The sequence below is a fragment of the Pseudomonas sp. HN2 genome, assembly GCF_020736465.1.
Lineage (GTDB): Bacteria > Pseudomonadota > Gammaproteobacteria > Pseudomonadales > Pseudomonadaceae > Aquipseudomonas > Aquipseudomonas moraviensis_A.
Genome location: NZ_CP085885.1, coordinates 5,301,966 through 5,326,744 on the forward strand (window position 1 = coordinate 5,301,966; position 24,779 = coordinate 5,326,744).

At 60.6% G+C, this 24,779-nt stretch carries 22 protein-coding genes; 13 read left to right on the plus strand and 9 right to left on the minus strand.

The window, feature by feature from the left end; genetic code table 11:
* The first annotated feature begins 24 nt into the window (after nucleotides 1-24).
* Nucleotides 25-3,510 carry a calcium-binding protein gene (locus LIS66_RS23525; protein ID WP_227973133.1) on the plus strand — a complete coding sequence of 1,162 codons (3,486 nt, stop codon included), beginning with the start codon at nucleotides 25-27 and terminating at the stop codon, nucleotides 3,508-3,510.
* A 307-nt stretch (nucleotides 3,511-3,817) separates the two neighbouring features.
* Nucleotides 3,818-5,593 carry a hypothetical protein gene (locus tag LIS66_RS23530; protein ID WP_227973134.1) on the plus strand — a complete coding sequence of 592 codons (1,776 nt, stop codon included), beginning with the start codon at nucleotides 3,818-3,820 and terminating at the stop codon, nucleotides 5,591-5,593.
* Between the two features lie 42 nt (nucleotides 5,594-5,635).
* Here LIS66_RS23530 and LIS66_RS23535 read toward each other — a convergent pair whose 3' ends face one another.
* The 5 genes from LIS66_RS23535 to LIS66_RS23555 all read right to left on the minus strand — a co-directional run bounded on the left by LIS66_RS23535 (nucleotide 5,636) and on the right by LIS66_RS23555 (nucleotide 8,307).
* A complete protein-coding gene (locus LIS66_RS23535; RefSeq protein ID WP_042610591.1) occupies nucleotides 5,636-6,214 on the minus strand; it encodes a hypothetical protein in 579 nt (192 codons plus the stop codon).
* Nucleotides 6,215-6,283: 69 nt separating this feature from the next.
* Nucleotides 6,284-6,514: a hypothetical protein gene (locus tag LIS66_RS23540; RefSeq protein WP_042610592.1), complete on the minus strand. Its 231-nt coding sequence runs from the start codon at nucleotides 6,512-6,514 to the stop codon at nucleotides 6,284-6,286.
* A gap of 113 nt (nucleotides 6,515-6,627) precedes the next feature.
* Nucleotides 6,628-7,218 carry an LON peptidase substrate-binding domain-containing protein gene (locus tag LIS66_RS23545; RefSeq protein ID WP_227973135.1) on the minus strand — a complete coding sequence of 197 codons (591 nt, stop codon included), beginning with the start codon at nucleotides 7,216-7,218 and terminating at the stop codon, nucleotides 6,628-6,630.
* A gap of 10 nt (nucleotides 7,219-7,228) precedes the next feature.
* Nucleotides 7,229-7,945 (minus strand): LrgB family protein, encoded by a 717-nt coding sequence (locus tag LIS66_RS23550; RefSeq protein ID WP_016773013.1) that lies wholly within the window; start codon nucleotides 7,943-7,945, stop codon nucleotides 7,229-7,231.
* Nucleotides 7,945-8,307, minus strand: a complete 363-nt coding sequence (locus LIS66_RS23555) for a CidA/LrgA family protein (protein WP_227973136.1) — start codon at nucleotides 8,305-8,307, stop codon at nucleotides 7,945-7,947. The genes LIS66_RS23550 and LIS66_RS23555 overlap by 1 nt, the downstream gene beginning before the upstream one ends.
* A 193-nt stretch (nucleotides 8,308-8,500) precedes the next feature.
* On the opposite strand from LIS66_RS23555, the gene LIS66_RS23560 reads away from it, so the two are divergent.
* The 3 genes from LIS66_RS23560 to LIS66_RS23570 all read left to right on the plus strand — a co-directional run bounded on the left by LIS66_RS23560 (nucleotide 8,501) and on the right by LIS66_RS23570 (nucleotide 11,455).
* Entirely contained in the window at nucleotides 8,501-8,956 is a 456-nt protein-coding gene (locus LIS66_RS23560; RefSeq protein WP_227973137.1) for a MaoC family dehydratase, read from the plus strand.
* Nucleotides 8,957-9,058: 102 nt separating this feature from the next.
* On the plus strand, nucleotides 9,059-10,786 hold the full coding sequence (locus tag LIS66_RS23565; protein WP_227973138.1) for a C13 family peptidase: 1,728 nt from the start codon (nucleotides 9,059-9,061) through the stop codon (nucleotides 10,784-10,786).
* Between the two features lie 27 nt (nucleotides 10,787-10,813).
* Entirely contained in the window at nucleotides 10,814-11,455 is a 642-nt protein-coding gene (locus LIS66_RS23570; protein ID WP_227973139.1) for an oxidoreductase, read from the plus strand.
* 160 nt (nucleotides 11,456-11,615) lie between these two features.
* Here LIS66_RS23570 and LIS66_RS23575 read toward each other — a convergent pair whose 3' ends face one another.
* From LIS66_RS23575 to LIS66_RS23590, 4 genes are all read right to left on the minus strand, one after another.
* Nucleotides 11,616-11,900 carry a YceK/YidQ family lipoprotein gene (locus LIS66_RS23575; protein ID WP_064364047.1) on the minus strand — a complete coding sequence of 95 codons (285 nt, stop codon included), beginning with the start codon at nucleotides 11,898-11,900 and terminating at the stop codon, nucleotides 11,616-11,618.
* Nucleotides 11,893-12,540: a flavin prenyltransferase UbiX gene (gene ubiX, locus LIS66_RS23580; protein ID WP_024014462.1), complete on the minus strand. Its 648-nt coding sequence runs from the start codon at nucleotides 12,538-12,540 to the stop codon at nucleotides 11,893-11,895. The genes LIS66_RS23575 and ubiX overlap by 8 nt, the downstream gene beginning before the upstream one ends.
* On the minus strand, nucleotides 12,537-13,886 hold the full coding sequence (mpl, locus tag LIS66_RS23585) for a UDP-N-acetylmuramate:L-alanyl-gamma-D-glutamyl-meso-diaminopimelate ligase (RefSeq protein WP_227973140.1): 1,350 nt from the start codon (nucleotides 13,884-13,886) through the stop codon (nucleotides 12,537-12,539). The genes ubiX and mpl overlap by 4 nt, the downstream gene beginning before the upstream one ends.
* Nucleotides 13,887-14,152: 266 nt before the next feature.
* The gene (locus tag LIS66_RS23590; protein ID WP_227973141.1) at nucleotides 14,153-16,066 is read right to left on the minus strand and encodes a sigma-54-dependent Fis family transcriptional regulator; all 1,914 of its coding nucleotides are present in this window, start codon (nucleotides 16,064-16,066) and stop codon (nucleotides 14,153-14,155) included.
* Between the two features lie 302 nt (nucleotides 16,067-16,368).
* On the opposite strand from LIS66_RS23590, the gene LIS66_RS23595 reads away from it, so the two are divergent.
* The 8 genes from LIS66_RS23595 to ppa all read left to right on the plus strand — a co-directional run bounded on the left by LIS66_RS23595 (nucleotide 16,369) and on the right by ppa (nucleotide 24,754).
* Nucleotides 16,369-17,889: an aldehyde dehydrogenase family protein gene (locus LIS66_RS23595; protein WP_024014465.1), complete on the plus strand. Its 1,521-nt coding sequence runs from the start codon at nucleotides 16,369-16,371 to the stop codon at nucleotides 17,887-17,889.
* A gap of 192 nt (nucleotides 17,890-18,081) precedes the next feature.
* Entirely contained in the window at nucleotides 18,082-19,533 is a 1,452-nt protein-coding gene (gene eat, locus LIS66_RS23600) for an ethanolamine permease (protein ID WP_227973142.1), read from the plus strand.
* A 52-nt stretch (nucleotides 19,534-19,585) separates the two neighbouring features.
* Nucleotides 19,586-20,980: an ethanolamine ammonia-lyase subunit EutB gene (locus LIS66_RS23605; protein ID WP_123420054.1), complete on the plus strand. Its 1,395-nt coding sequence runs from the start codon at nucleotides 19,586-19,588 to the stop codon at nucleotides 20,978-20,980.
* 5 nt (nucleotides 20,981-20,985) lie between these two features.
* A complete protein-coding gene (eutC, locus tag LIS66_RS23610; RefSeq protein ID WP_227973143.1) occupies nucleotides 20,986-21,810 on the plus strand; it encodes an ethanolamine ammonia-lyase subunit EutC in 825 nt (274 codons plus the stop codon).
* 115 nt (nucleotides 21,811-21,925) lie between these two features.
* Nucleotides 21,926-22,387: a GNAT family N-acetyltransferase gene (locus LIS66_RS23615; RefSeq protein WP_007958617.1), complete on the plus strand. Its 462-nt coding sequence runs from the start codon at nucleotides 21,926-21,928 to the stop codon at nucleotides 22,385-22,387.
* A gap of 259 nt (nucleotides 22,388-22,646) precedes the next feature.
* A complete protein-coding gene (locus LIS66_RS23620; protein ID WP_016773001.1) occupies nucleotides 22,647-23,297 on the plus strand; it encodes a DedA family protein in 651 nt (216 codons plus the stop codon).
* Nucleotides 23,298-23,301: 4 nt separating this feature from the next.
* Nucleotides 23,302-24,114, plus strand: coding sequence for a zinc-dependent peptidase (locus LIS66_RS23625; RefSeq protein ID WP_227973144.1), 813 nt, complete (start codon nucleotides 23,302-23,304; stop codon nucleotides 24,112-24,114).
* A 112-nt stretch (nucleotides 24,115-24,226) separates the two neighbouring features.
* Nucleotides 24,227-24,754 (plus strand): inorganic diphosphatase, encoded by a 528-nt coding sequence (gene ppa, locus LIS66_RS23630; protein ID WP_003205933.1) that lies wholly within the window; start codon nucleotides 24,227-24,229, stop codon nucleotides 24,752-24,754.
* Nucleotides 24,755-24,779: the final 25 nt, after the last annotated feature.

Sequence of the window (24,779 nt, forward strand, 5' to 3'; positions counted from 1 at the left end):
AACACACCATTAAAGGATTAAGACGTGTCGAAACTCATCGTACCCTCCGCGCACATTGCCAATGTGCGCCTGCTTCAGGTCACGCCGATCGATGCCTCGGCCAATGTCCATGCGCCCTCGACAGGCAATCTCCATCATTTGCCTTCACCCGCTCTCGAAAACAACGCTGATGCCGCCCACCGGCAAAGCCTCAGGTCTCTCGACAAGTATTACGGCCCATTGCGCATCGGCGAGTTCACGACCAGTCGGGTCGAACTGCAAGCATTGGGCGCCATGGTCAACGGGCAACCCGTCAGCCCGGCCAATACCGATATGAAAAATGCCGATCAGGCCTTTCTGGATGGCCTTAATTTCGAAGCGGCAAAAGTCGAAGCCCGGCTGCAGTCGGTCGACATTCCGGACAGCGCCGTGCCTGCCATGCTGTTTTTTGAAATCGCCTGCAAACGCTCCATCGATGCCGGGCCGTTGTTCATCTGCGATACGCCCATCGGTACCGGGAGCACGATGGAGCGCCTCAACCAGCTCGGCAAAGCCGCGCAGAAACTGGGCATCCATCGGGCCGATTCGTTCGAAAACACCCCCGGCTGGGTTAACAGGAACAAAAGCTATTTGATGAGCGGTGCAGGCGTGGGCTTGCAAGCCTTCGGCATTTACAGCGGCTACATGGCCATGGCCGACGCAATCAGAAAGGGTGACAAGCTGGAAGCGATCTTCCAGGGCGGATCCATCGCAGCGGAACTGGGCTCGCTGATCATCGAGCAGGGCCTGACCAAAACCGGCGAGGCAATGCTCACCAACGGCGGCAAACTCTTCAAATATTTCCCGCTGACGTCGGTGGGCAAATACATGAGCCGCGGGGCCGGGATGTTCGCCAGCGCGATCACGCTGCCCTTCGATATCATCGACGCCGTCAAATCGTTCAACGCCGCCGCGGCCACATCCGGCAAAGAGGCCCAGGATCACTACGTCAGCGGTGCCATGAGTGTCGCCGGTGCGGGGATCAGCCTGGTGCTGGGCGTCGCCGCCCTGGCCGGTTTTGGCAGCGTTGCAGGGCCCGTCGGCCTCGTCGCTGCGGCATTGTTGATCGCCGGCTCAATGATCTACCAGGCTGCACGAGTGGTTGACGATATCGACGACTACATCGAGCTGACCGCCCATGAACGCCTGCGCTCGGGCTGGTTCGCCTTCACTGGCAAGGAGCTGGACACCGAGGTAATGGATCGCTTCAAGCTGTCCAAAGGCTATCGCGACCATGAGAAACAGCTCGAACTGTCAGCCAAGGACATGCTGGAGGGCGCGTACAAAAATTCCATCGAACATGTGGTGAACGGCGCCTTCCGCGCCGAATTACAGGCTGTCGAGCTATGGCGTTACGTCTGGGACGAAAGCACCGGGGAGAAACCGTTCAAGCTCGACAATCAGGCAGTGATCGTCGGCGCAGACGATGTGATCGATGCCCGCGATGGCTTGCCCGCGGATCTCAAGGGCAAGGTCAGCGGCAGCGCGGGGGAAGGCAAAGGCGTGTTCTGGCGCATGGGCGATGGCAATGATCGCGTCGTCGGCGTCAAGGCGCAGCCCAACCTGTTCACCTACCGCGACGGCCACAAGGCCCTCACCGGCGGCGACAAGAACGATGCCTTCTATCACGAAATCACAGCCCAGGAACTGGATCGCTCGGGCAAACCGGCCCATGTCAACGTGCTGGACGGCGGAGGCGGCGCTGATACGGTGGCGTTCGAAGGCAGTCGCCCGACCAGTGACACGCGCCACGTCGGGCATGACATCAATCTGCAGACCGGCAAAGTGATGCTGCGCGGCCTGGATCCGCAGGCCGAAGGGATCGAAGTCGCCCACCTGACCTCTTTCGAGAATGTCTCGACCCTGCGCAAGGGCACCAGTCACGTCACGGGTACGACCGACGCCAATCAGATTTCTGCCAACGGATACGACCGCGTCAAGGCCGGCGACGGCAATGACACTATCGCTATCTTCGGCACCGAATGTCGGGTCGACGGGGGTCACGGCGAAGATCGTTACTACATCGCCAACACCAACGCGCGGACGACAATCATCGAGGAGGGTGAACATTCGAGCGTGGTCGAGTTCGGCTGGGCGCGGGCGGTCATTCAGCGCTGGCAGCTCATCGGCACTTCACTGGTGATCACCTCGTTGCGCGGCAACGATGGCTGCGACCCCGACCATGTGCTGACTCTGGAAAACGTCTATCAGATAGTCGACGGCCAACGCCAACTGAAAAACGCCCGATGGCTGTTCCGCACTCAGGACGAATATGAACTGCTGGCGCTGCTCCCGGCTCGACCTGGTGAAGCAGCGAGTCAGGACATCGAGGTCGCTGTGACCGTCAACGGTCGACCGGCACCTGCCCCGGCCATCGTCAATGGCGGCACGGTGACGATCACCCCTCAGGGCTTGCACCGACACTTCGTTGCACGCACGGATCGTCGGGTCGAGTTCGTTGCAGCGACTGCTGCCGCTGCCACGGCCAGCACGGTTTACCTTGACTTCAATGCCAGCGAAATCGTCGACGCGGTGCTCAGCTACCAGGTCGAAGTGCGTAACGGCGTTTCGGGCAATACCCACCTGATCTACAAAGACATTTGCCTGTCGCTTCTGCTGCCCTCCAAAGCAGTACTGTTTAAAGGCGTGATAACGACCATCGCCGCGGCCACGGGCTACAGCGGCCGCAACAGCCTGAAAGTCACCACCCCGTTGCTGGCGCAAGACATCGTGCTGGTCATGCAGGATGAAGTCTCGTACCGCCTGCAGGTGCCCGTGCTGGACTACGAAGAGGACGCCAGAAATCCCGGTACGCGGGTGTCCAGCACGCGCAGCTGGCTGAAAAGGCGCAATGGCAACTACCTGTTTGTCCAGCCCCTGGTCAGCGAAAAACCGGTGCTGACTGCGCAAGCGAGCAAAGTGGTCATCGAGCCACGCACGCACACAGGCATCTACGTACTCGAGGGCCAGAGCGCGACGTACGACGTTTACCTGGCCAGCAACTGCATCGTGCGCCTGTCCACCCCGGGCGCCGCGGCGAAAACGGCGAATGCGTCAACGTGGAATCTGTTCACTCGCACGCTGAGCGAAACCGTCAAACGTGACGATATCCAGCTTGAGGACAATCGCTTGCGCATTGCCAGCGTCACCATCGAACTGCCGGATATCGAGGATGACACGCCTGTGGAATCCATCAGCGTGGTGACCTCCGCCGGCCATATCTATGAAGTCTCGCTGCTGTTTGAAGTGTTGCAGCTGTACGTCATCAATGCCCGCAGCTACGCCAGCGTCGACGCACTGGTGGCCGACATCAAGCAGCACAGACAGCGCAACGAACTGGCGGCACGGGTTTACGTAACCGACATCGGTTACCAGCCCGACACCGTGGGTACGCTGACTTACAACTCGATCAGAAAAAGCTGGAGCCTGGCGACCGATCCGCAGAAACACTTGAACCTCGACGATCTCTTCATCCCCATCAGTGGAACCTGACCGCGACCGCTCCAGATTCAACAACGTGCCAGTGCGGGCTCCGATGCCCGGACTGGCACCCGCTCACCACGGCCCATGGAGGGCCGACTCGCAAAAAAAGGATTTTCCCATGCGACAAAAACCTGGGGGCGTACGCCCTTCATTGACGCCAGATGCATCGACTTCAACATCCCGCCCCTCTCATCCTGAGCGCACGATGGATCTGGACTTGCACTTGCCCGTGCGCATGAGGCCGGACGATCCGGACTGGTTGCCCGGACCTGTCACTGGCCACCCTCACAGCAGTCTTGCAAAAACAGAGCCTGGCATGACAATTACGCAGATTCCGCAAACGCAGGCACTTCAACGTCGAGCGGCGGCATCACCCCTGGAGCCCTATTTGCAGAGGATTGATGAGACGTTGAGTCACAATGCCGACGGATTGAAGGTCTACAAGGGTCGCTCGTTCGCCGACATCGCCAACGATGACGGGGCAGCTTCCGGACTGACAGTGATGGTGGCGTTTCACGATCTGATGAAGGCCTGGCGCGCCAGATTGCCGAGCGAGCGGATTCCTTCAGGGCCTGCTCTCTATCGCGTGAACGACAGTAATGTCTGGAGTCTGAAGAAGCCGCTCGAGTACTACGACCCCATGCAGTACGCATCGTCTTATACCGCGGATGCGCGGGGCTATTACTCGGTTCGCGAACACCGGGCGATCGAGCACACTGGCCCGTATGGCAAGTGGCATGAATTCACAGTAGTGAAACGAGAAGCAGGTTTCGCCCTGGCGGATGAGAATGGACGCTTGATTCGGGTTGATCCGAACGAGGCACGGGGCGATGCATCTGTCCCGCTGAAACTTGCGCATTGGAGCGATGGTGATATCTGGAGCGTATACCGCCTTGAGGGCGCACAGGCGCTGGTATTCCGAATCGAAGCAGAAGCCTTGGGAAGAGCGCCCGACTGGGCTACGCGCTTCAACGAGCCGGATACTCACAAGTTTCTGAGCGACTCATTCAGATGGTCATATCCACACAGGTCCGAGACGGAACGTGCGCACATTCTGCGCAGCTACAACTTGAGCATGGCTCAGCAAAAACGTCTGCGACAAGACATGGAGCAGGGGCGATTCCCCGATTGGGCCGAACAGCACAAACGCCTGACCGAGAATCCGCTGGATGACACCCGCTTTGCGCAGATTGCAGAAGAGATGCAACCTCTCGTTCTGAGAATGAGAGAGGAAGGCGAGAGCTCTGAGTTCGACTCGCATCCCGTAGAGCAGCGCTATGAAGAAAACTTCCTGAAAAGTTATCTGGAGCATGCAGGCTACAAGAGAAACAAGCATGGCTACCTTTACCGAACAGACATCCCGGCCATGTTCCGTGCTGACTTGCGCACGCCTTTTGAACTGGCTCGAGACAAACGCCTGGTGAAATTGCGGGGCAATCCTTCCGACTCCACGACCAAATCGGCTTTCAGCGCGACATTCGGCGCGGCCGATGGCTTGACCTACATGAATTTTGATTACTACTCCAACCCAAGGCACTACAACAGTCAGGCCAACCGTTATCCGGGGCATTTCTCTGACAGTGATTCGTCGAGCGGAAATCGACACAGTTCAGCCAACGATTCCGAGACATCGTTTGAAATGGACAACTCGCGTGACTATCCCTTGCTCCGTCGCAAGCAAACGCTAGGCTTCCTGTACGTCATCGACACTCGGGGTATCGAGGTGGTGCCACGAGTGGAAAACATCTATCTGAACAACAAGGATTTCGACGGCGATACCCTCGAAGGCCGGATATCAATGCCGACGCGAGGTATCAGTGCAGAGAGGATATGGCTGGTGAGTTCGGACTTGAGCCAGGCGGCCAGAGTCGAAGATATCTTGCGCAAAGCCGGGAACTCCGCTGAGGCTATCGAGAAAGCCACATGGGCAGGCACCGACGGGGCCGATTACATGCGCCATGGTGCCACTGCTTATGACCATTTGATCAATCGAATAGCCCGCTCCGGCGGTGTCGTCTTGAAGTTGCCAAAAGGCGAAAACACCTACTCCAACGATGTGACCTGGCCAGTGCCCGAACATTATCGAGCCTGACAAAAGGCGCCATTCATTTAAAAATGAATGGCGCCTTTTTTATCAAGTAACCGCTGAACGCTCGTCGATGACCTTGATCACAAATATCGCAGGTTTGTTATTGAAGGCGTTATGCCCAGTGCTATTGGGATCGACCGCGAGGAATGTGCTCATTCCGCTGCTTATATGACGATACAAGGGCCTGTCATGAGGCTCGCCGATCAGCTCGAGCCAGGCAGGGCCGGATTTGAAATGACTGAAGCTGGCCTTTGAAACACCGGTAGTGCTGATTGAAAAGTACTGCTCTGGGGCACTGGTGCTGGCCAACAGATTATGAGTCTTGTCCTCCAGGAATAACCGCGCGCCATCGAACATTCCCGCCAGCACCACACTGATGAGATATTCGTCACCTTTGGGGACAAATTTCAGCGACAGTGGTGTGTCGTCTTCATGGTCGGCCAGGGTTATGAAACTGGACACGCGTGAATCTGCGAGTCCTACTTCGGCCTCCAGTTTCTCGGCTCTGGTTATCCGCAGGTTGCGCAGAGCCTGTTGCAGACGTTGTTGATTGAGCACTACCGGCCGGCCATCAAGATAAAGATGCGCGGTGAATGTCTGGTTGTTTATGTTTGCTAAAGCCATGGTTGCCCACCTGTAAACACCTGCCGTCTGGTAACCGCAACGGCAGGCAATGCTGAAAAAGGGAAATAATCAGACCGCCGTCGCAGTCACGACGGTAGTTGCTGATGCAGACATCCGCGGCACTTCGCCGACAGGAACTTTTTCAGATTTTCTTTTACGGCGGGCTATCACCATCAGGTCCGCATAAGTTGATGCCGCGTCAACCACGTGCCTGACATTATGATCCGTCTCGGCATGTTTCAAAATATACTTGCCGGCAATGTCATCCCAAAATGCCCATTCATCTTCATATACAGTCATGATTCGTCCTTATTTTTATTCAACTATCCCGCTTCCTGCGGGTCACCTGAAATTATGATAAAGACCGAACCAATACAATGCTGGCAGGCGCCCTGAGTTGATTCAGAGTGCAACTAGGCAAACAATTCACCCTGCAACTCATCCAGCAACGCCTGGATTGCGTCGAGCCGCTGCTGCGGGTCTTCGAGTTGCAGCAGATCAATCTTGTCTTCTTCGGCGAAAGGCAACAGATAGGCAAGCTGATTGGCCAGTGACTGTTGGCCCGCGGCTTCGGTGCCCATGTCCAGCGCTTCGACCATCGGGTGCTCGGCCAGCGCCTTGAGCAGCGCCACCAGATCGGCGTCCTCCTCCTGCAGCGGTTGCTCGGGCTCGTCGTCGAGCCACTCGACATCGGCGAGAATCAATTGATCACGCTGCACTTCGGTGCGCAGCACATTGAAGCGTCGCCCGCCCTGCACGCGGATGCCGAGCAGACCGTTGTCCTGCTGCTGGAAATCGGTGATCCGCGCCTCGCATCCCACCAGCGCGAACCCCTCCGGCGCCACGCCGACTTCACTGCCTTCAAGAATGCACACCACCCCGAAGCCGACACCCTGCTTCATGCAGCGGCCGATCATGTCGAGGTAGCGTGCCTCGAAGATCTGCAGATCGAGATTGCAGCCGGGGAACAGCACCGTGTTCAGCGGGAAAAGCGGCAGACTCATAGACATTTCCTTACACCACCATCGACACCGCCAACGGCAGGAACACCGCCGTGGCCACGCCCATCAGACTCATCGCCAGCGCGGCAAACGCGCCGCACTCATCATTTTCCTGCATCGCCACCGCCGTGCCGACCGCGTGGGCGGTCATGCCCAGCGCCATGCCGCGCGCCTCGGGGCTGTGCACGCCAAGCCGGGTCAACAGCGCGGGGCCGAAGATCGCGCCGATCACCCCGGTGATCAGCACGAACACCGCGGCCAGCGCGGCCACACCGCCGATCTGCTCGGCGACCAGCATGGCGATCGGCGAAGTCACCGACTTCGGCGCCATGGTCATCAGGATCATGTGATCGGCACCGAACCACCAGCCCAGCGCCACGCCCATGCCCGTCGCCACTACCCCGCCTATCACCAGCGTAGTAAAAATCGGCCAGAACAATTGGCGGATCCGGCGCAGATTCAGGTACAGCGGCACCGCCAGCGCGACGGTTGCCGGCCCCAGCAGAATGCTGAGGATTTCGGTGCTCTTGCGGTACTCAGCGTAGGTCAGGCCGCAGCCGACCAGCACACCGATCACCAACAACATGGAGACCAGCACCGGTTGCAGAAAGATCCAGCGGGTTTTCTCGAACGCCGCCAGCACCAGTTGATAGGCACCGAGGGTAATGCCGATGCCGAACAGCGGATGGTGAATCACCGAGGCCCACGCGCCTTGCCAGTCGAACAGCATCAGGACTCCTCCGCCGGCGGCGCGTGACGCTTGACCAAACGTTGCATGAGCACGCCGGCAAAGGCCATCGACAGGATCAGCGAGACCACCAGCGCGCCGACGATCGCCCAGAAATCGGCGGCAATCGCCGTGGCATAGACCATCACGCCTACTGCCGGCGGCACCAGCAGCAACGGTAGATAACGCAGCAGACTGCCCGCCGCCTGGTTCAGCGGCTCGCCGACTTCACCGCGAATGATCAGGAACACCAGCAACAGCAGCAGCCCGATGATCGCCCCCGGCAATATCGGCAGCAGCAAGTGATTGAGCGCTGTGCCGAGCAATTGAAACAGCACCAGCAGGGTCAGGCCACGTAACAACATCTGACATCTCCGTCTTGTATTTCACCCAGCAGGGGCCCGGCATTATAAGCATGCCGGCGCTATGGACCGGCATTCGCCAAAAGCATGGTCGGTTGACCTGAGCAAATCGCCATGATGATCTACAGTGGTTCGCAGGCCGGTCAAATCCGCCACCAGAAAAACTATAAAACCGATGAACCCAAGGAGAGTCTCAATGCCCTATGTTCCCGTTGCAGAGCTCAAAGATTATGTCGGCAAGGAACTTGGACGTTCCGAATGGCTCACCATCGATCAGGAGCGTATCAACCTGTTCGCCGAAGCCACCGGTGATTTTCAGTTCATTCACATCGATCCGGTCAAAGCCGCGCAAACGCCATTCGGCAGCACGATAGCCCACGGTTTCCTGTCGCTGTCGCTGATGCCGAAACTGATGGAAGACATCCTCGTGCTGCCCGAAGGCGTGAAGATGGTCGTCAACTATGGCCTGGACAGCGTGCGGTTCATCCAGCCGGTCAAGGTCAATTCGAAAGTCCGATTGAAGGTCGACATGGTCGAAGTCACCGAGAAAAAACCCGGCCAGTGGCTGCTCAAGGCTACCGCGACACTGGAGATAGAGGGCTCGGACAAACCCGCCTATATCGCCGAGCCGCTGTCACTCTGCTTCGTCTGATCATCCCGGATGCGAAGCAGCGCACGCTGTTTCGCGTCACGTCTCTATATATGCGATGCATAGCTGCGGCATACTCGGTCGCCTAATTGCCCGGATCCCGCTATGCGCTCAATCGCTCGACTTGCACCCCTTGCCCTGACCCTGATGCTCACCGCTTGCGGCGACGGCGAATCGCTGTTGCCGCCGGATGCGCGCCTGCCCGATGGCGGACGCTATCGCGGCGAACTGGTCGACGGCTTGCTGCAGGGTCAGGGCCGCGTCGACTACCCAAACGGCAGCTGGTACGCCGGGCAGTTCGACAAGGGCCAGTGGCACGGGCAAGGCGAATGGCACGGCAGCAATGGCGAGGTCTATCGCGGCCAGTTCCAGCAAGGTCTGTTTGACGGCCAGGGCAGCCTGAGCACCCATGCCAGCAGCTACACCGGCGGTTTCAAGCAGGGCCGGCGCGATGGCGAGGGTACGCTGAAAGAAAACGGCATGACCTATCGCGGCGAATTCAAGGCTGACCAGTATTCCGGCCTCGGCCGTCTGGAGATGGACGACGGCAGCTCCTATCAAGGCCAGTTCGCCCACGGCAAACCCAACGGTGAAGGCCAGCGCGGCGACGCCAGCGGCAATGCGTTCACGGGGCATTTCGTCAACGGTCAACTGGAAGGCAACGGCACTTACACCAGCGCCGACGGCGATATCTACGTTGGCGGTTTCAAGAACAATCAACTGCACGGCAAGGGCCGCTACGAGAATGCCGACGGCGACGTCTGGCTCGGCCAGTTCAAGGAAGGCGCGCTGAGCGGCAAGGGCGAATTGATCGGCGCTGACGGCAGCCATTACATCGGTGTGTTCAACGACTGGCGATTCACCGGCCAGGGCCGTTTGAACCTGTCCGACGGCAGCTTCTACGTCGGCGGCTTCGACAACGACAGCTACTCCGGCCGCGGCACGCTGGTGCTGACCGATGGCAGCGTGCTCAGTGGCACCTGGATCAACGGCCAGCGTGTGCGAGACGCCGACGGCAAATTGCTGCCCGACACCCTCGAGCTCGGTTTGCTCGCCCAGGGTCGTCTGCTCGACGAGGCGCTGTCGGCAATCCCGGCCTCGACCCCGGCGGTCGAGTTGTACACCCTGACCCTCGGTGGCGATGGCAAGCAAAGCGTGTTTCTGCGCGAATCCGACTACGTCGCCAACATGCTCAACACACGCTTCGGCGCCTTCGGCCAGATCCGTCTGGTCAATCACCGCGACCACCTCGGTGACCGGCCGATGGCCACCCGCGAAAACCTGCGCCGCGCGGCGCAAACCCTCGCTGAACGCAGCGGGCCGGAAGATCTGCTGTTCATTTATCTGACCAGCCACGGCACCGCCGAGCATGAACTGGTGCTCGATCAGCCGCGCATGGAACTGGCCGACCTGCCCGCCGATGAACTCGCCGCGGTGCTCGCGCCGCTCAAGCATCGCGACAAGGTCATCGTGATTTCCTCGTGCTATTCCGGCGGTTTCATCCCGGCATTGAAGGACGAACGCACGCTGATCATGACCGCCTCGCGTGCAGATCGGGTGTCGTTCGGCTGTTCGGAAGAAGCCAATTTCACTTACTTTGGCGACGCCCTGTTTGCTCAGGCGCTGAACCAGACCGACGATCTGGAACAAGCTTTCAAACTGGCCAAGGCCACTGTCGCCGAACGCGAACTGGCCGACGGTTTCGAAGCCTCGGAGCCGCAGATCTGGGCACCGAAGACCGTGCTGTCGCACTGGCAATTGCTGCGTAAACAGCAAGCGCGCAAAGCTTTGCAAAGCAGCGCATTGAACGACGCAGCGAAAAAAGGCAACTAAGCTGAACAGTATCAAGGGAGAGACACTATGTACTTGACGCCTCAGCACGTATTGCTTGCCGGAGCCACCGGACTGACCGGTGAACATCTGCTCGACCGTTTGCTCAACGAGCCAACGATTACCCGTGTCCTCGCCCCATCACGCCGGCCGCTGGCCGAGCATCCGCATCTGGAAAACCCGGTCGGCGACCCGCAGATGTTTCTGCCGCAGCTCAGTGGCCGGGTCGATATCGCTTATTGCTGCCTCGGCACCACGATCAAGCAGGCCGGCTCCGAAGAAGCCTTTCGCGCAGTGGATCTGGACATGGTCGTGGCGTTTGCCAAACGAGCGCGGGAGATGGGCGCGCGGCACCTGATCGTGATCAGCGCGATTGGCGCCGATCCGAATTCCTCGGTGTTCTACAACCGCGTCAAAGGCGAGATGGAACAGGCCCTGCGCGCGCAGAACTGGCCGCAACTGACCATCTGCCGACCTTCGCTGTTGCTGGGCGAGCGCATTGAACCGCGTCTGGCCGAGCAACTGGCCGGGCCGTTATCGAAGCTGATTCCGGGGAAATATCACGGCATCGAAGCCTGCCAACTGGCGCGGGCGATGTGGCGCCTGGCGCTGGAAGAACAGGATGGGGTGCGGGTGATCGAATCGGATGAATTGAGGAAGCTCGGTAAATAACCCCGGCCCCTGTGGCGAGGGAGCTTGCTCCCGCTGGGCTGCGAAGCGGCCCCAAAACCGTTCGAATCGGATTTATCGGGTGATCGCGTGCGCAGGGATTGCGACTGCTACGCAGCCGAGCGGGAGCAAGCTCCCTCGCCACAGGTACTATTCAGCTCCCCTACAATCCGCCAGTCGCCTGGAATCCCACGCCGATCACAGTCAGCAAAGACAGCGGCAACAACAGCGTGTCGAGCAACGCGCTGGCCGGCAGGTCCACGCCCGGGTAACTCGGCGCCTCGGCACCAAACCGATCCATCGCACAGCAGCCGCCATTCAACGCATACAAATCCAGCCGCGTCCCGGCATACACCACCGGCGCGCCGGGTTTCGCCGCATCCAGCGTGCGCGCGGTGGCACACCCGGTCAGCAGCACCGCCAGCACGAGCACCGGCAGCTTATTCATCGCTGCTCAGATGATGCTCACCCCAACGCGGCAACATGTCCTGCGGGATGCCGAGCAGATTGAGAATCCGCGCCACGACGAAGTCGATCAAATCATCGATGGTCTGCGGCTGGTGATAGAAGCCCGGCGACGCCGGCAAAATGGTCACGCCCAGGTTCGACAGCTTGAGCATGTGCTCCAGATGAATGCTCGAGTACGGCGCCTCCCGCGGCACCAGAATCAACTGGCGGCGCTCTTTCAACGTGACGTCGGCCGCGCGTTCGATGAGGTTGTTGCAGGCACCGGTGGCAATTGCCGACAGCGTGCCGGTCGAGCACGGCACCACCACCATTGCCGCCGGCGCACCGGAGCCGGAGGCCACCGGGGACATCCAGTCTTCCTTGCCATACACCCGAATCTGCCCGGCGGCGGCGCCGGTGTACTCGGTGAGAAAGGCCTGCATCATCTGAGGTTTGTTCGGCAGGGACACGTCGGTCTCGGTAGCCATCACCAGTTGCGCAGCCTTGGAGATCAGGAAGTGCACTTCGCGATCTTCGCGTACCAGACAATCAAGCAGGCGCAAACCGTACTGCGCGCCCGAGGCGCCGGTCATCGCCAAGGTGATGCGTTCCGGGCCGCCGGCCTGGGAAAAAGTGTTCATTGCAGCGCCTCGGCGAGTTTGCCGTGCAGGCCGCCGAAGCCACCGTTGCTCATGATCACCACGTGGGTGCCGGGCTGCGCCTGGCTCTTCACGCGCTCGATGATGCCTTCCAGCGAATCGCTGACGATCGACGGCACCGTGCACAACGCAGCGGTTGCAGCCAAGTCCCAGCCAAGGTTGGCCGGGGCGTACCAGATCACCTGATCGGCATCGACCACGCTGTCCGGCAAACCGTCACGGTGGGCGCCGAGTTTCATCGAATTGGAGCGCGGCTCGATGATCGCAATCAGTGGCGCGTCGCCGATACGTTTGCGCAGACCATCGAGCGTAGTAGCGATGGCGGTCGGATGGTGAGCGAAGTCGTCGTAAATGGTGATGCCGCGCACCTCAGCGACTTTCTCCATGCGCCGTTTGACGTTCTTGAACGCGCTCAACCCGGCAATGCCCATCGATGGCACCACACCGACATGCCGCGCCGCAGCCAGAGCAGCCAAGGCATTGGCGACGTTGTGCTGACCGGTCAATTCCCACTCGACGGTGCCTTGCGACACACCTTCGAACATCACTTCGAATGCCGAGCCGTCTTCGCTGAGCAACTTGACCTGCCACTGACCGCCGGCACCGGTGGTTTGCACCGGGGTCCAGCAACCCATTTCAATCACGCGCTGCAAGGCCGGCTCGGTGGTCGGATGGATCACCAGGCCTTCGCTCGGGATGGTGCGGACCAAGTGGTGGAACTGTCGTTCGATCGCCGGCAGATCGGGGAAGATGTCAGCGTGATCGTACTCAAGGTTGTTGAGGATCGCGGTGCGCGGGCGGTAGTGGACGAACTTCGAGCGCTTGTCGAAAAAGGCGCTGTCGTATTCGTCAGCCTCGATCACAAAAAATGGTGTGCCGCCCAGGCGCGCCGACACCGAGAAATTCTGCGGCACGCCGCCGATGAGGAAACCCGGGCTCATGCCGGCGTGTTCCAGCACCCAGGCGAGCATGCTGCTGGTGGTGGTCTTGCCGTGGGTACCGGCAACGGCCAGTACCCAGCGCCCTTGCAGGACATGATCGGCCAGCCATTGCGGGCCGGAGACGTACGGCAGGCCTTTGTTCAGTACATATTCCACCGCCGGGTTGCCACGGGACATGGCATTGCCGATCACCACCAGATCCGGCGCCGGATCGAGCTGCGCCGGGTCATAACCCTGCGTCAGCTGAATGCCCTGGGCCTCGAGCTGCGTGCTCATCGGCGGATAGACGTTGGCGTCGGAGCCGGTCACGTGATGGCCCAGCTCTTTGGCCAACACCGCCATCGAGCCCATGAAAGTCCCGCAGATACCCAGAATATGAATGTGCATAGTCGACCTCGTAAAACATGGCCGCAGGTTAGCGTAGGGAGGGGGAAATGGCACTCTTTAGCTGAAGGATGGAGACGGGTTGGCGGCTACATCTGCGCACGGCTTCAGACCGCAGCCCCTCACCCCAGCCCTCTCCCCAGGGAGAGGGAGCCGATCTCGGTCGCCTTCAAATCCTGAGTTCGGCTCGATATTTCAGGTCGGCGTAAATCGCCAAAACACCTCGGTCAGTCCCCTCTCCCTCTGGGAGAGGGTTAGGGTGAGGGCTTTCAGCTGACACGCCGCTCAATTCCGTGTTTACGCAGTTTTCTATAAAGGGTGTTGCGGCTTACGCCCAGTTGCTGCGCTGTATGGGTCATGTGCCACCGGGTCTGCTCCAGCGCACTCAGCAATGCGAGACGCTCGGCATCTTCCAGTGGCTGTGCGGCAGTGTCGGCCGCCAAAACCGCCGGCCGCGCCTGCCGAATCATCACCGGTAAATCCTCAACCCCGACCCGCCCGCCATCACACAACGCCGCCAGCGTGCGCAGGACATTGCGCAGTTGCCGCACGTTCCCCGGCCAGTTGAACGCCAGCAACGCCTGCCGCGCCGTCTCGTCGATCAGGATGGTTTCGCCGCTGGCCTCCTCGGCCAGCAGAAAATCCAGTAGCTGCGATTTGTCACTGCGCTTACGCAATGCCGGCAACGCCACTTCCAGCCCGTTCAAGCGGTAATACAGATCCTCGCGAAAACTGCCATCCTCGACCCGCTCCAGCAGATTGCGGTGCGTCGCGCTGATGATCCGCACGTCCACCGCTTGCGGTTCGCCGCCAATCGGCACCACTTGTCGATCCTCCAGCACCCGCAGCAAGCGCGTCTGCAAGGCCAGTGGCATGTCGCCGATTTCATCGAGAAACAACGTGCCGCCATCGGCCTGTTGCAGTTTGCCGCGCATGCCGTCCTTGCGCGCGCCAGTGAAGCTGCCCCCGCGATAGCCGAACAGTTCGCTCTCGATCAGGCTTTCCGGAATGGCTGCGCAATTGAGTGCGACGAAGGCATTGCCGCAGCGCTGGCTGGCCTGATGCACAGCCTTGGCGAACGCCTCTTTGCCCGAGCCGGTTTCGCCGTTGATCAGCAACGGCACGTCACGCTCGAACACGCGCAGGGCTTTGCGGAACTCGGCCTGCAACGCTTCGTCGCCGAGGCAAATGCCGGACAGGCGTGGTGCCGGCGCAGGGGTGGGCGTTGGGACAATCGCTGTCGGCTTGCGCGATTCGCCGCGCAACACGGCAAACAAATGCCGCCCGTCACAGGTACGCAGCGGCCAACTGGCGCTGGCATTGGCACTCGCACGGCCAAGCAATTCGTCCAGCGAGCAATCGAAAAACGCTTCCACCGGTTGCCCGAGCAGACCACCGCGACCATGCCCGAGCAGGTTCAGCGCGCTCTGGTTGACCGCGCTGATCCGCCCTTCGCCGTCGAACGCCAATAGTCCTTCGCTGAACAAGCCGACGGACTCGGCCTGAAGGTGAAAACGCAGCAACCACTGATTGTCGAAACAGCGCAGGAAGTAGCAGCTCTCGATCATCTTCGCCGACAGATTGACCAGCGCCATGGTGTGGAACTGGCTTTGCCGCGAGACGTCCGGCCGCGCCGAGGAGACGTCGAGTACCGCCAGCAGCTCACCCTGCGGATCGAACACCGGGCTCGCCGAGCAGGTCAGCCCGGTGTGGCGGCCGCGAAAGTGTTCGTCCTGATGAATGGTCAGCGCCTGACGCTCGACCAGGCAGGTGCCGATGCCATTGGTGCCTTCGCAGGCTTCGCTCCAGTCGGCGCCGAGCCAGAGCCCGGCGCGCTCGAAAATCTTGCGCTCGGACGGTGCGGTGACGCAATTGAGGATCACCCCACGCGCGTCGGTCAGCAGCACCGCGTGGCCGGCGCCGGAGAGTTGTTGATGCAGGCTGCTCATTTCGGTGCCAGCGATCTGCAGCACTTGTTGCAGACGTTCGCGACTTTCCAGCACCCGGCCATGCTCGAGCACGGTCGGGGCCATGGTCACAGAAGGATCGAGGTGATAGTCCTCAAGGCAACGCAGCCACGAACGGGCGATCGACGGATCGGCTCCGGGGCCGTGCAGGTGCGGTTTGCCCTGGGTGACGGTGAGAACCTGGCGGGCATGGCGACTCAAATGGTTGTCGTGCATTTCTTATTGTTCTCCCCGAGGCGCGACGGCCCAAAGCATGAGGTGACGCTCAGCATCCTCCAGCCACCGACGCATTGCAATGCTGGCAAGACCGCTCGGTCACGGGCTGTGCCGCAAGCGGTACAAATTGTCACACGCGCTGTACCGAAACCGTCACAGCGCCGATCCATTCGTCCGAGACAAACCGGCCAAGCCCTTGATTTGCCTGACCCGCACGGCAGTGGCCCGGCCCTTGCTCTACGCTTATAGCAAGCGCACTTGCGCGTTTCTCTAATAAGTACAAAGCCAAGGAGAACATCATCATGCGTTACGCCCACCCCGGTACTGACGGCGCCAAAGTCTCGTTCAAAAGCAAGTACGGCAACTACATCGGCGGCGAGTTCGTCGCGCCGGTCAAAGGTCAGTACTTCACCAACACCTCGCCAGTGAATGGCCAGCCCATCGCCGAATTCCCCCGCTCCACCGCCGAAGACATCGACAAGGCGCTGGACGCTGCACATGCCGCCGCCGATGCGTGGGGCGCCACTTCCGTGCAGGCACGCTCACTGATCCTGCTGAAAATCGCCGACCGTATCGAAGAAAACCTCGAACTGCTGGCGATCACCGAAACCTGGGACAACGGCAAAGCCATCCGCGAAACCCTCAACGCCGATATCCCGCTGGCTGCTGACCACTTCCGCTACTTCGCCGGGTGCTTGCGCGCTCAGGAAGGCAGCGCTGCGGAAATCGACGGCAACACCGTGGCCTATCACATCCATGAACCGCTGGGCGTGGTCGGCCAGATCATCCCGTGGAACTTCCCGCTGCTGATGGCCGCGTGGAAACTCGCGCCAGCACTGGCCGCCGGTAACTGCGTGGTGCTCAAACCTGCCGAGCAAACCCCGCTGGGCATCTGCGTGCTGATGGAACTGATCGGCGACCTGCTGCCGCCGGGCGTGCTCAACGTCGTGCAAGGCTTCGGCAAAGAAGCCGGCGAAGCCTTGGCGACCAGCAAGCGCATCGCCAAGATCGCCTTCACCGGTTCGACCCCGGTCGGCTCGCACATCATGAAATGCGCGGCGGAAAACATCATTCCGTCCACCGTGGAGCTAGGCGGCAAGTCGCCGAACATCTTCTTCGAAGACATCATGCAGGCCGAGCCGAGCTTCATCGAAAAAGCCGCCGAAGGTCTGGTCCTGGCGTTCTTCAACCAGGGCGAAGTGTGCACCTGCCCTTCCCGCGCGCTGGTGCAGGAATCGATCTACGACGAATTCATGCAGGCCGTGATGAAGAAGGTCAGCCAGATCAAACGTGGCGACCCGCTCGACACCGACACCATGGTCGGCGCGCAAGCGTCGGAGCAGCAATTCGACAAGATCCTCTCGTACCTGGAAATCGCCAAGGGCGAAGGCGCGGAACTGCTGACCGGCGGCAAGGTGGAAAAACTCGAGGGCAGCCTGGCGACCGGTTATTACATCCAGCCGACTCTGCTCAAAGGCACCAACAAAATGCGCGTGTTCCAGGAAGAAATCTTCGGCCCGGTGGTGAGCATCACCACCTTCAAGGACGAAGCCGAAGCCCTGGCGATCGCCAACGACACCGAGTTCGGCCTCGGTGCCGGCCTGTGGACCCGCGACATCAACCGCGCCTACCGCATGGGCCGGGCGATCAAGGCCGGTCGCGTGTGGACCAACTGCTACCACCTGTACCCGGCGCATGCTGCGTTTGGTGGCTACAAGAAATCCGGCGTCGGGCGTGAGACCCACAAGATGATGCTCGACCATTACCAGCAGACCAAAAACCTGCTGGTGAGCTACGACATCAATCCGTTGGGGTTCTTCTGATGCAGACGGGGTGAGGCAGTTGTTCCTGCTTCGCCCTCTGGATTGTCTTCGCGAGCAGGCTCGCTCCCACAGGTGATTTATGGTCGTACGCAATCCCCTGTGGGAGCGAGCCTGCTCGCGAAAGCGTTGTGCCATTCAACCCAATGGCTTGGCTGTAGCCGGGCCTATAAAACAATAAGAAAGGTGAACCCTATGCCAAGCGAATCCCCGGCCGGCGCTCCGGCGACCGGCTCCTCCGTCGACTTCGAAAAAGTCGGCTCCGACTATTTCCAACAACGCGAACTGAAACAAGGCGCCGCCGGCTGGGTCCTGCTCGTCGGCCTCGGCGTCGCCTATGTGATTTCCGGCGACTACGCCGGCTGGAACTTCGGCCTTGCCCAGGGTGGCTGGGGCGGGATGTTCCTGGCCACACTGCTGATGGCGACCATGTACCTGTGCATGTGCTTTTCCCTGGCCGAACTGTCCTCGATGATTCCTACCGCCGGCGGCGGCTACGGTTTCGCCCGCAGTGCGTTCGGGCCATGGGGCGGATTTCTCACCGGCACGGCGATCCTTATCGAATACGCCATCGCCCCCGCCGCCATCGCGGTGTTTATCGGTGCCTACTGCGAGTCGCTGTTCGGCATTGGCGGCTGGATGATCTATCTGGCGTTCTACATCATCTTCATCGCCATCCATATTTTCGGGGTCGGTGAAGCGCTCAAACTGATGTTCATCATCACCGCCGTCGCCGCGTTGGCGCTGGGCGTGTTTCTGGTGGCGATGGTGCCGCACTTCGACGTTGCCAATCTGCTCGACATCCCGGTGACCACTGCGGTCGGCGCCAGCTCGTTTCTGCCGTTCGGCTATGTCGGCGTGTGGGCGGCGATTCCCTATGCAATCTGGTTTTTTCTCGCCGTCGAAGGCGTGCCGCTGGCAGCCGAAGAAACCAAAAATCCCAAGCGCGACCTGCCGCGCGGTCTGATCGGGGCGATGCTGGTGTTGCTGATGTTCGCTCTGCTGATCCTGATCGTCGGCCCCGGCGGCGCGGGCGCCAACTCGTTGCTGACCTCCGGCAACCCGCTGGTCGAGGCGCTGAGTAGAGCCTACGGCGGCTCGACCTGGATGGGCAGCTTCGTCAATCTCGTCGGTCTGGCCGGGCTGATCGCCAGTTTCTTCTCGATCATCTACGCCTACTCGCGGCAGATCTTCGCGCTGTCGCGGGCCGGTTACCTGCCGCGCAAACTGTCGCAGACCAACAAGAGCAAAGCACCGGTGCTGGCGCTGGTGATTCCCGGCATCATCGGCTTTGGTCTGTCGCTGACCGGTCAGGGCGACCTGCTGATTCTGGTCGCGGTGTTCGGCGCTACCATTTCCTATGTGCTGATGATGGCCGCGCACATCACCTTGCGCATCCGCCGCCCCAAAATGGACCGACCGTACCGTACGCCGGGCGGCATTTTCACCTCGGGTGTCGCGCTGGTGCTGGCCTGCCTCGCCGTGGTGGCGGGGTTCCTCGTCGATCCACGGGTGGTGATCGGCGCGGCGATCATCTATGGAGTGTTAATTGCTTACTTTGCTTTCTACAGTCGGCATCATTTGGTAGCGGGCACGCCGGAAGAAGAATTCGCGGCGATTCAAAAAGCTGAACAAGCCTTGCACTGATTGTCGAAAACCACGGCGCAGAGCTGTTCTGCGCCGTCACGGAGAACGCTGAATGGCCAGTTTTGCTCACACGGTCGGCGCGCAGACCTATCGCTTCGACAGCCTCAAAGACGTCATGGCCAAGGCCAGCCCGGCACGCTCGGGAGACTTCCTCGCCGAGATCGCGGCGCTCAACGACGGCGAACGGGTGGCCGCGCAGATGGCGCTGGCGGACATCCCGCTCACGCACTTTCTGCAGGAAGCGCTGATCCCCTACGAAGCCGATGAAGTCACCCGGCTGATCATCGACACCCACGACGCACAGGCCTTCGCCGTGGTCAGCCACCTCACCGTCGGCGGCTTTCGCGACTGGCTGCTCAGCGATGCCGCTGACGAAACCAGCCTGCGCGCCCTCGCCCCCGGCCTGACCCCGGAGATGGTCGCCGCCGTGTCGAAAATCATGCGCGTGCAGGACCTGGTGCTGGTGGCGCAGAAAATCCGTGTGGTGACAAAATTTCGCGGCACCCTCGGTTTGCGCGGGCGCTTGTCGACCCGCCTGCAACCTAACCACCCGACTGACGAGCCGTCCGGCATCGCCGCGAGCATTCTCGACGGTCTGCTGTACGGCAACGGCGATGCGATGATCGGCGTTAACCCGGCCACCGACAGCATCGCTTCGATCTGCGCGATGCTGGAGATGCTCGACGCGATCATCCAGCGCTACGACATCCCGACCCAGGCCTGCGTACTGACCCACGTCACCACCTCGATCGAGGCGATCAATCGTGGCGTGCCATTGGATCTGGTGTTCCAGTCGATTGCCGGCACCGAAGCCGCCAATGCCAGTTTCGGCATCAACCTGAACGTCTTGCAGGAAGGCTACGACGCCGGCCTGAGCCTCAAGCGCGGCACCCTCGGGCAGAACCTGATGTATTTCGAAACCGGTCAGGGCAGCGCGCTGTCAGCCAATGCCCATCACGGCGTCGATCAACAGACCTGCGAGACGAGAGCCTACGCCGTGGCGCGACATTTCAAGCCGTTCCTGGTGAACACCGTCGTAGGATTTATCGGCCCGGAGTATCTGTACAACGGCAAGCAGATCATCCGCGCCGGCCTCGAAGATCACTTCTGCGGCAAGTTGCTCGGCGTGCCGATGGGCTGCGACATCTGCTACACCAACCATGCCGAAGCCGATCAGGACGACATGGACACCCTGCTGACGTTGCTCGGCGTCGCCGGGATCAACTTCATCATGGGCATCCCCGGCTCCGACGACATCATGCTCAATTACCAGACCACTTCGTTTCACGACGCCTTGTACGCCCGCCAGACCCTGGGCCTGAAACCGGCGCCGGAGTTCGAGCAATGGCTGGCCAACATGGGCATCTTCACCCAGGCGGACGGCAAGGTTCGCTTCGGCAACAACCTGCCGCCGGCCTTCCGCCAGGCCTTGGCGCACTTGGGATGAGTCTTATGGAAAAACCACCGGTCGATCCGCAAAACCCCTGGCTGGAACTGCGTCGCCTGACCCCGGCGCGGATTGCCTTGGGCCGCACCGGCACCAGCCTGCCGACGCGGGCGCAGCTGGATTTTCAGTTTGCCCACGCACAGGCCCGTGATGCCGTGCATCTGGCCTTCGACCATGCCGAGATCAGCAGCCAGCTCAGCGAGCGCGGGCGGGAAACCCTGCTGCTGCACAGCGCCGCGCCCGATCGTGACAGCTACCTGCAACGCCCGGATCTGGGACGCAAACTCAACGATGAATCAGCGCAGACCTTGCGGGACTACACCAGCCAACATCCGGGCGGAATCGATCTGGTGCTTGTCGTCGCTGATGGCCTGTCGGCGCTGGCGGTGCATCGGCACACGCTTCCATTTCTGACGCGGCTGGAAGAACAGATGAGCGGCGACGGCTGGTCCGTGGCCCCCGTGGTGCTGGTCGAACAGGGTCGCGTCGCCATCGGAGACGAGATCGGCCAGTTGCTCGGGGCGAAAATGCTGGTGATGCTGATCGGCGAGCGCCCGGGCCTGAGTTCGCCGGACAGTCTCGGGCTGTATTTCACCTACGCGCCGAAGGTCGGTCTGACCGACGCGTATCGCAATTGCATTTCCAATGTTCGTCTTGAAGGCTTGAGCTACGGCATGGCGGCGCATCGCTTGCTGTATCTGATGCGCGAAGCCTGCCGTCGGCAGCTATCGGGAGTCAATTTGAAGGACGAAGCCCAGCTTCATACATTGGAAACGGACGACGCTGTCGACATGAAAGGTAATTTCCTGCTCGATCCGCCGCCAGCCTGAACCGTTTCCGCATTGCCATTCTGCGCTGCTTTCAGGCAGGATCGACGCACGGCCGCGCGGGTTTCCCATCGCCGTCAGAGCAGTTGAAGACAGCCACTTGAAGACGAGACCTATCATGCGGATTATTCAAGCGACCCTCGAACATCTGGATTTGCTGACTCCTTTGTTCGTCAAATATCGCGAGTTCTACGGCTCCCTGCCTTACCCGGATTCCTCCCGGGCGTTTCTCGAAAAACGCCTGCGCCGCAAAGAGTCGGTGATCTATCTGGCCCTGGCCGACGATGACGACAAGAAACTCATGGGTTTCTGCCAGCTCTATCCGAGCTTCTCGTCGCTGTCGCTCAAACGCGTGTGGATTCTCAACGATATCTACGTGGCTGAAGACGCGCGCCGGCAACTGGTGGCCGACAACCTGATCCGCACCGCGAAGAAAATGGCCAAGGAAACCCAGGCCGTGCGCATGCGCGTCTCGACCAGCGCAGACAACGAAGTGGCGCAGAAAACCTACGAATCCATCGGTTTCAAGGAAGACACCGAGTTCAAGAACTACGTGCTGCCGATCAGCGACGAGCTCTGACCGCAAAAGATCGCAGCCTTCGGCAGCTCCTGCAGCGCAACGCGCTCCAATTGCAGGATCTGCCGAAGGCTGCGATCTTTTCAGGGCTGACAATTGTTCACACCACGACACTCCCCGCTACAAAACCGGCGCGCTTTTCAGCGGTCAGACCGTATAATCCCGATCTTTCCGGCTTGTAAGAAAAACTACACCCCGCTGTAGGCTTACACGAAGTCAACCGCACAGGCCTGCCGAGTCGGGCCGTCATACAGGTGCCCCCATGGATTTCAACCCGCTCGACCTTATCCTGCATCTCGATGTGTACCTCGATTTGCTGGTGAACAACTATGGGCCATGGATCTACGCCATCCTGTTTCTGGTGATTTTCTGTGAAACCGGGTTGGTGGTGATGCCGTTCCTGCCGGGCGACTCGCTGCTGTTCATCGCCGGCGCGGTGGCAGCCGGCGGCGGCATGGATCCGGTGTTGCTTGGCGGCCTGCTGATGCTGGCGGCGATCATGGGCGACAGCACCAACTATGTGATCGGACGCACGGCTGGGGAGAAGTTGTTCAGCAACCCGAACTCGAAAATCTTCCGCCGCGATTACCTGCAAAAGACCCACGATTTCTACGACAAGCACGGCGGCAAGACCGTGACCATGGCGCGCTTCCTGCCGATCATCCGCACCTTCGCGCCATTCGTCGCCGGTGTGGCGCGGATGCCGTACCCGCGGTTCTTCGGCTTCAGCGTGCTCGGCACCATCCTCTGGGTCGGCGGTCTGGTCACGCTCGGTTACTTCTTCGGCAACGTGCCGTTCATCAAGAAAAACCTCTCGCTGCTGGTGGTGGCAATCATCCTGCTGTCGCTGGTGCCGATGATCATCGGCGTGGTGCGCAGCCGTTTCGGCGGCACCAAAGTGCAATCACACTGATCCGATGTGGTCACTGAGCGCCTGGCGTCGCCGGCGCATCCTCGCCAGGCACCCGATTGCCAACGACCTGTGGCAACGGGTGCGCCATCAGCTCTCCTTTCTCGACGGCATCAGCGCTGCTGAAGACCAGTGGTTGCGCGAAGCCTGCGTGCTGTTTCTCGAGGACAAACGCCTGACCGCCCTGCCCGGTGTCGAACTGCATCAGGAGCAACGCCTGCTGCTCGCCGCGCAAGCACAGTTGCCGCTGCTGCATCTCGGTGATCTGAACTGGTATCAGGGGTTTCACGAGATCGTGCTGTACCCGGACGACTTCCTCAGCCCGCAACGCCATCGCGATGCCAGCGGCGTCGAGCATGAGTGGGACGGCGAACACAGCGGTGAAGCCTGGCAGCAGGGGCCGGTGATTCTCGCCTGGCCCGGCGTACAGGCCAGCGGTGGCTGGGAAGGCTACAACCTGGTGATCCACGAACTGGCGCACAAGCTCGATATGCTCAACGGCGACGCCAACGGCCTGCCGCCGTTGCATGCCGATATGCGCGTCAGCGACTGGGCCGCGGTGATGCAGGCCGCTTACGACGACCTCAACCGCCAGCTCGACCACGATCCCGACGCCGAAACCGCCATCGATCCCTATGCCGCCGAGAACCCGGCGGAGTTCTTCGCCGTCACCAGCGAATACTTCTTCAGCGCCCCGGATCTGCTCCACGAGGCTTATCCACAGGTCTACTTGCAGCTGCAGCTTTTCTACCGGCAGGATCCGTTGGGCAGACTGCGGCAACTTCAGGCCACAGACCCGGTCTATCAGGCGCACGACTAAGCTCTGCACGACTTCTGGTACGTGGCGTCGGCGTAGGAATGTGCCTATAATCGCCGCCACTTTTTGGTCAATCCGGCCAAGTGTTTTTGGTCAACTACGGGGGCAACGCCCAATGAGCTACAGCAAGATTCCGGCTGGCAAAGACCTGCCGAACGACATCTACGTCGCGATCGAGATCCCGGCCAACCACGCGCCGATCAAATACGAAATCGACAAAGACAGCGATTGCCTGTTCGTTGACCGTTTCATGGCCACCCCAATGTTCTACCCGGCCAACTACGGTTACATCCCGAACACCCTGGCTGACGACGGTGATCCCCTCGACGTGCTGGTTGTGACTCCTTACCCGGTAGCGCCAGGCTCGGTCATCCGCGCCCGTCCGGTCGGCATCCTGAACATGACCGACGACGGCGGCGGCGATGCCAAAGTCATCGCAGTGCCACACGACAAGCTGTCGCAGCTGTACGTCGACGTGAAGGAATACACCGACCTGCCTCCCCTGCTGATCCAGCAGATCGAGCACTTCTTCGCGAACTACAAGGATCTCGAGAAAGGCAAGTGGGTCAAGATCGAAGGCTGGGCCGGCGCAGACGCCGCCCGCGAAGCGATCACCAAGTCGGTTGCCGCCTACAAGGGCTAAGTCATTGCGCTTTGCGTGAAGCTTG

Coding starts and splice junctions, on each gene's coding strand:
- LIS66_RS23530 (WP_227973134.1), top strand. CDS start 3,818: ATGACAATTACGCAGATTCCGCAAACGCAGGCACTTCAACGTCGAGCG.
- LIS66_RS23535 (WP_042610591.1), bottom strand. CDS start 6,214: ATGGCTTTAGCAAACATAAACAACCAGACATTCACCGCGCATCTTTAT.
- LIS66_RS23540 (WP_042610592.1), bottom strand. CDS start 6,514: ATGACTGTATATGAAGATGAATGGGCATTTTGGGATGACATTGCCGGC.
- LIS66_RS23545 (WP_227973135.1), bottom strand. CDS start 7,218: ATGAGTCTGCCGCTTTTCCCGCTGAACACGGTGCTGTTCCCCGGCTGC.
- LIS66_RS23550 (WP_016773013.1), bottom strand. CDS start 7,945: ATGCTGTTCGACTGGCAAGGCGCGTGGGCCTCGGTGATTCACCATCCG.
- LIS66_RS23555 (WP_227973136.1), bottom strand. CDS start 8,307: ATGTTGTTACGTGGCCTGACCCTGCTGGTGCTGTTTCAATTGCTCGGC.
- LIS66_RS23560 (WP_227973137.1), top strand. CDS start 8,501: ATGCCCTATGTTCCCGTTGCAGAGCTCAAAGATTATGTCGGCAAGGAA.
- LIS66_RS23565 (WP_227973138.1), top strand. CDS start 9,059: ATGCGCTCAATCGCTCGACTTGCACCCCTTGCCCTGACCCTGATGCTC.
- LIS66_RS23570 (WP_227973139.1), top strand. CDS start 10,814: ATGTACTTGACGCCTCAGCACGTATTGCTTGCCGGAGCCACCGGACTG.
- LIS66_RS23575 (WP_064364047.1), bottom strand. CDS start 11,900: ATGAATAAGCTGCCGGTGCTCGTGCTGGCGGTGCTGCTGACCGGGTGT.
- ubiX (WP_024014462.1), bottom strand. CDS start 12,540: ATGAACACTTTTTCCCAGGCCGGCGGCCCGGAACGCATCACCTTGGCG.
- mpl (WP_227973140.1), bottom strand. CDS start 13,886: ATGCACATTCATATTCTGGGTATCTGCGGGACTTTCATGGGCTCGATG.
- LIS66_RS23590 (WP_227973141.1), bottom strand. CDS start 16,066: ATGCACGACAACCATTTGAGTCGCCATGCCCGCCAGGTTCTCACCGTC.
- LIS66_RS23595 (WP_024014465.1), top strand. CDS start 16,369: ATGCGTTACGCCCACCCCGGTACTGACGGCGCCAAAGTCTCGTTCAAA.
- eat (WP_227973142.1), top strand. CDS start 18,082: ATGCCAAGCGAATCCCCGGCCGGCGCTCCGGCGACCGGCTCCTCCGTC.
- LIS66_RS23605 (WP_123420054.1), top strand. CDS start 19,586: ATGGCCAGTTTTGCTCACACGGTCGGCGCGCAGACCTATCGCTTCGAC.
- eutC (WP_227973143.1), top strand. CDS start 20,986: ATGGAAAAACCACCGGTCGATCCGCAAAACCCCTGGCTGGAACTGCGT.
- LIS66_RS23615 (WP_007958617.1), top strand. CDS start 21,926: ATGCGGATTATTCAAGCGACCCTCGAACATCTGGATTTGCTGACTCCT.
- LIS66_RS23620 (WP_016773001.1), top strand. CDS start 22,647: ATGGATTTCAACCCGCTCGACCTTATCCTGCATCTCGATGTGTACCTC.
- LIS66_RS23625 (WP_227973144.1), top strand. CDS start 23,302: ATGTGGTCACTGAGCGCCTGGCGTCGCCGGCGCATCCTCGCCAGGCAC.
- ppa (WP_003205933.1), top strand. CDS start 24,227: ATGAGCTACAGCAAGATTCCGGCTGGCAAAGACCTGCCGAACGACATC.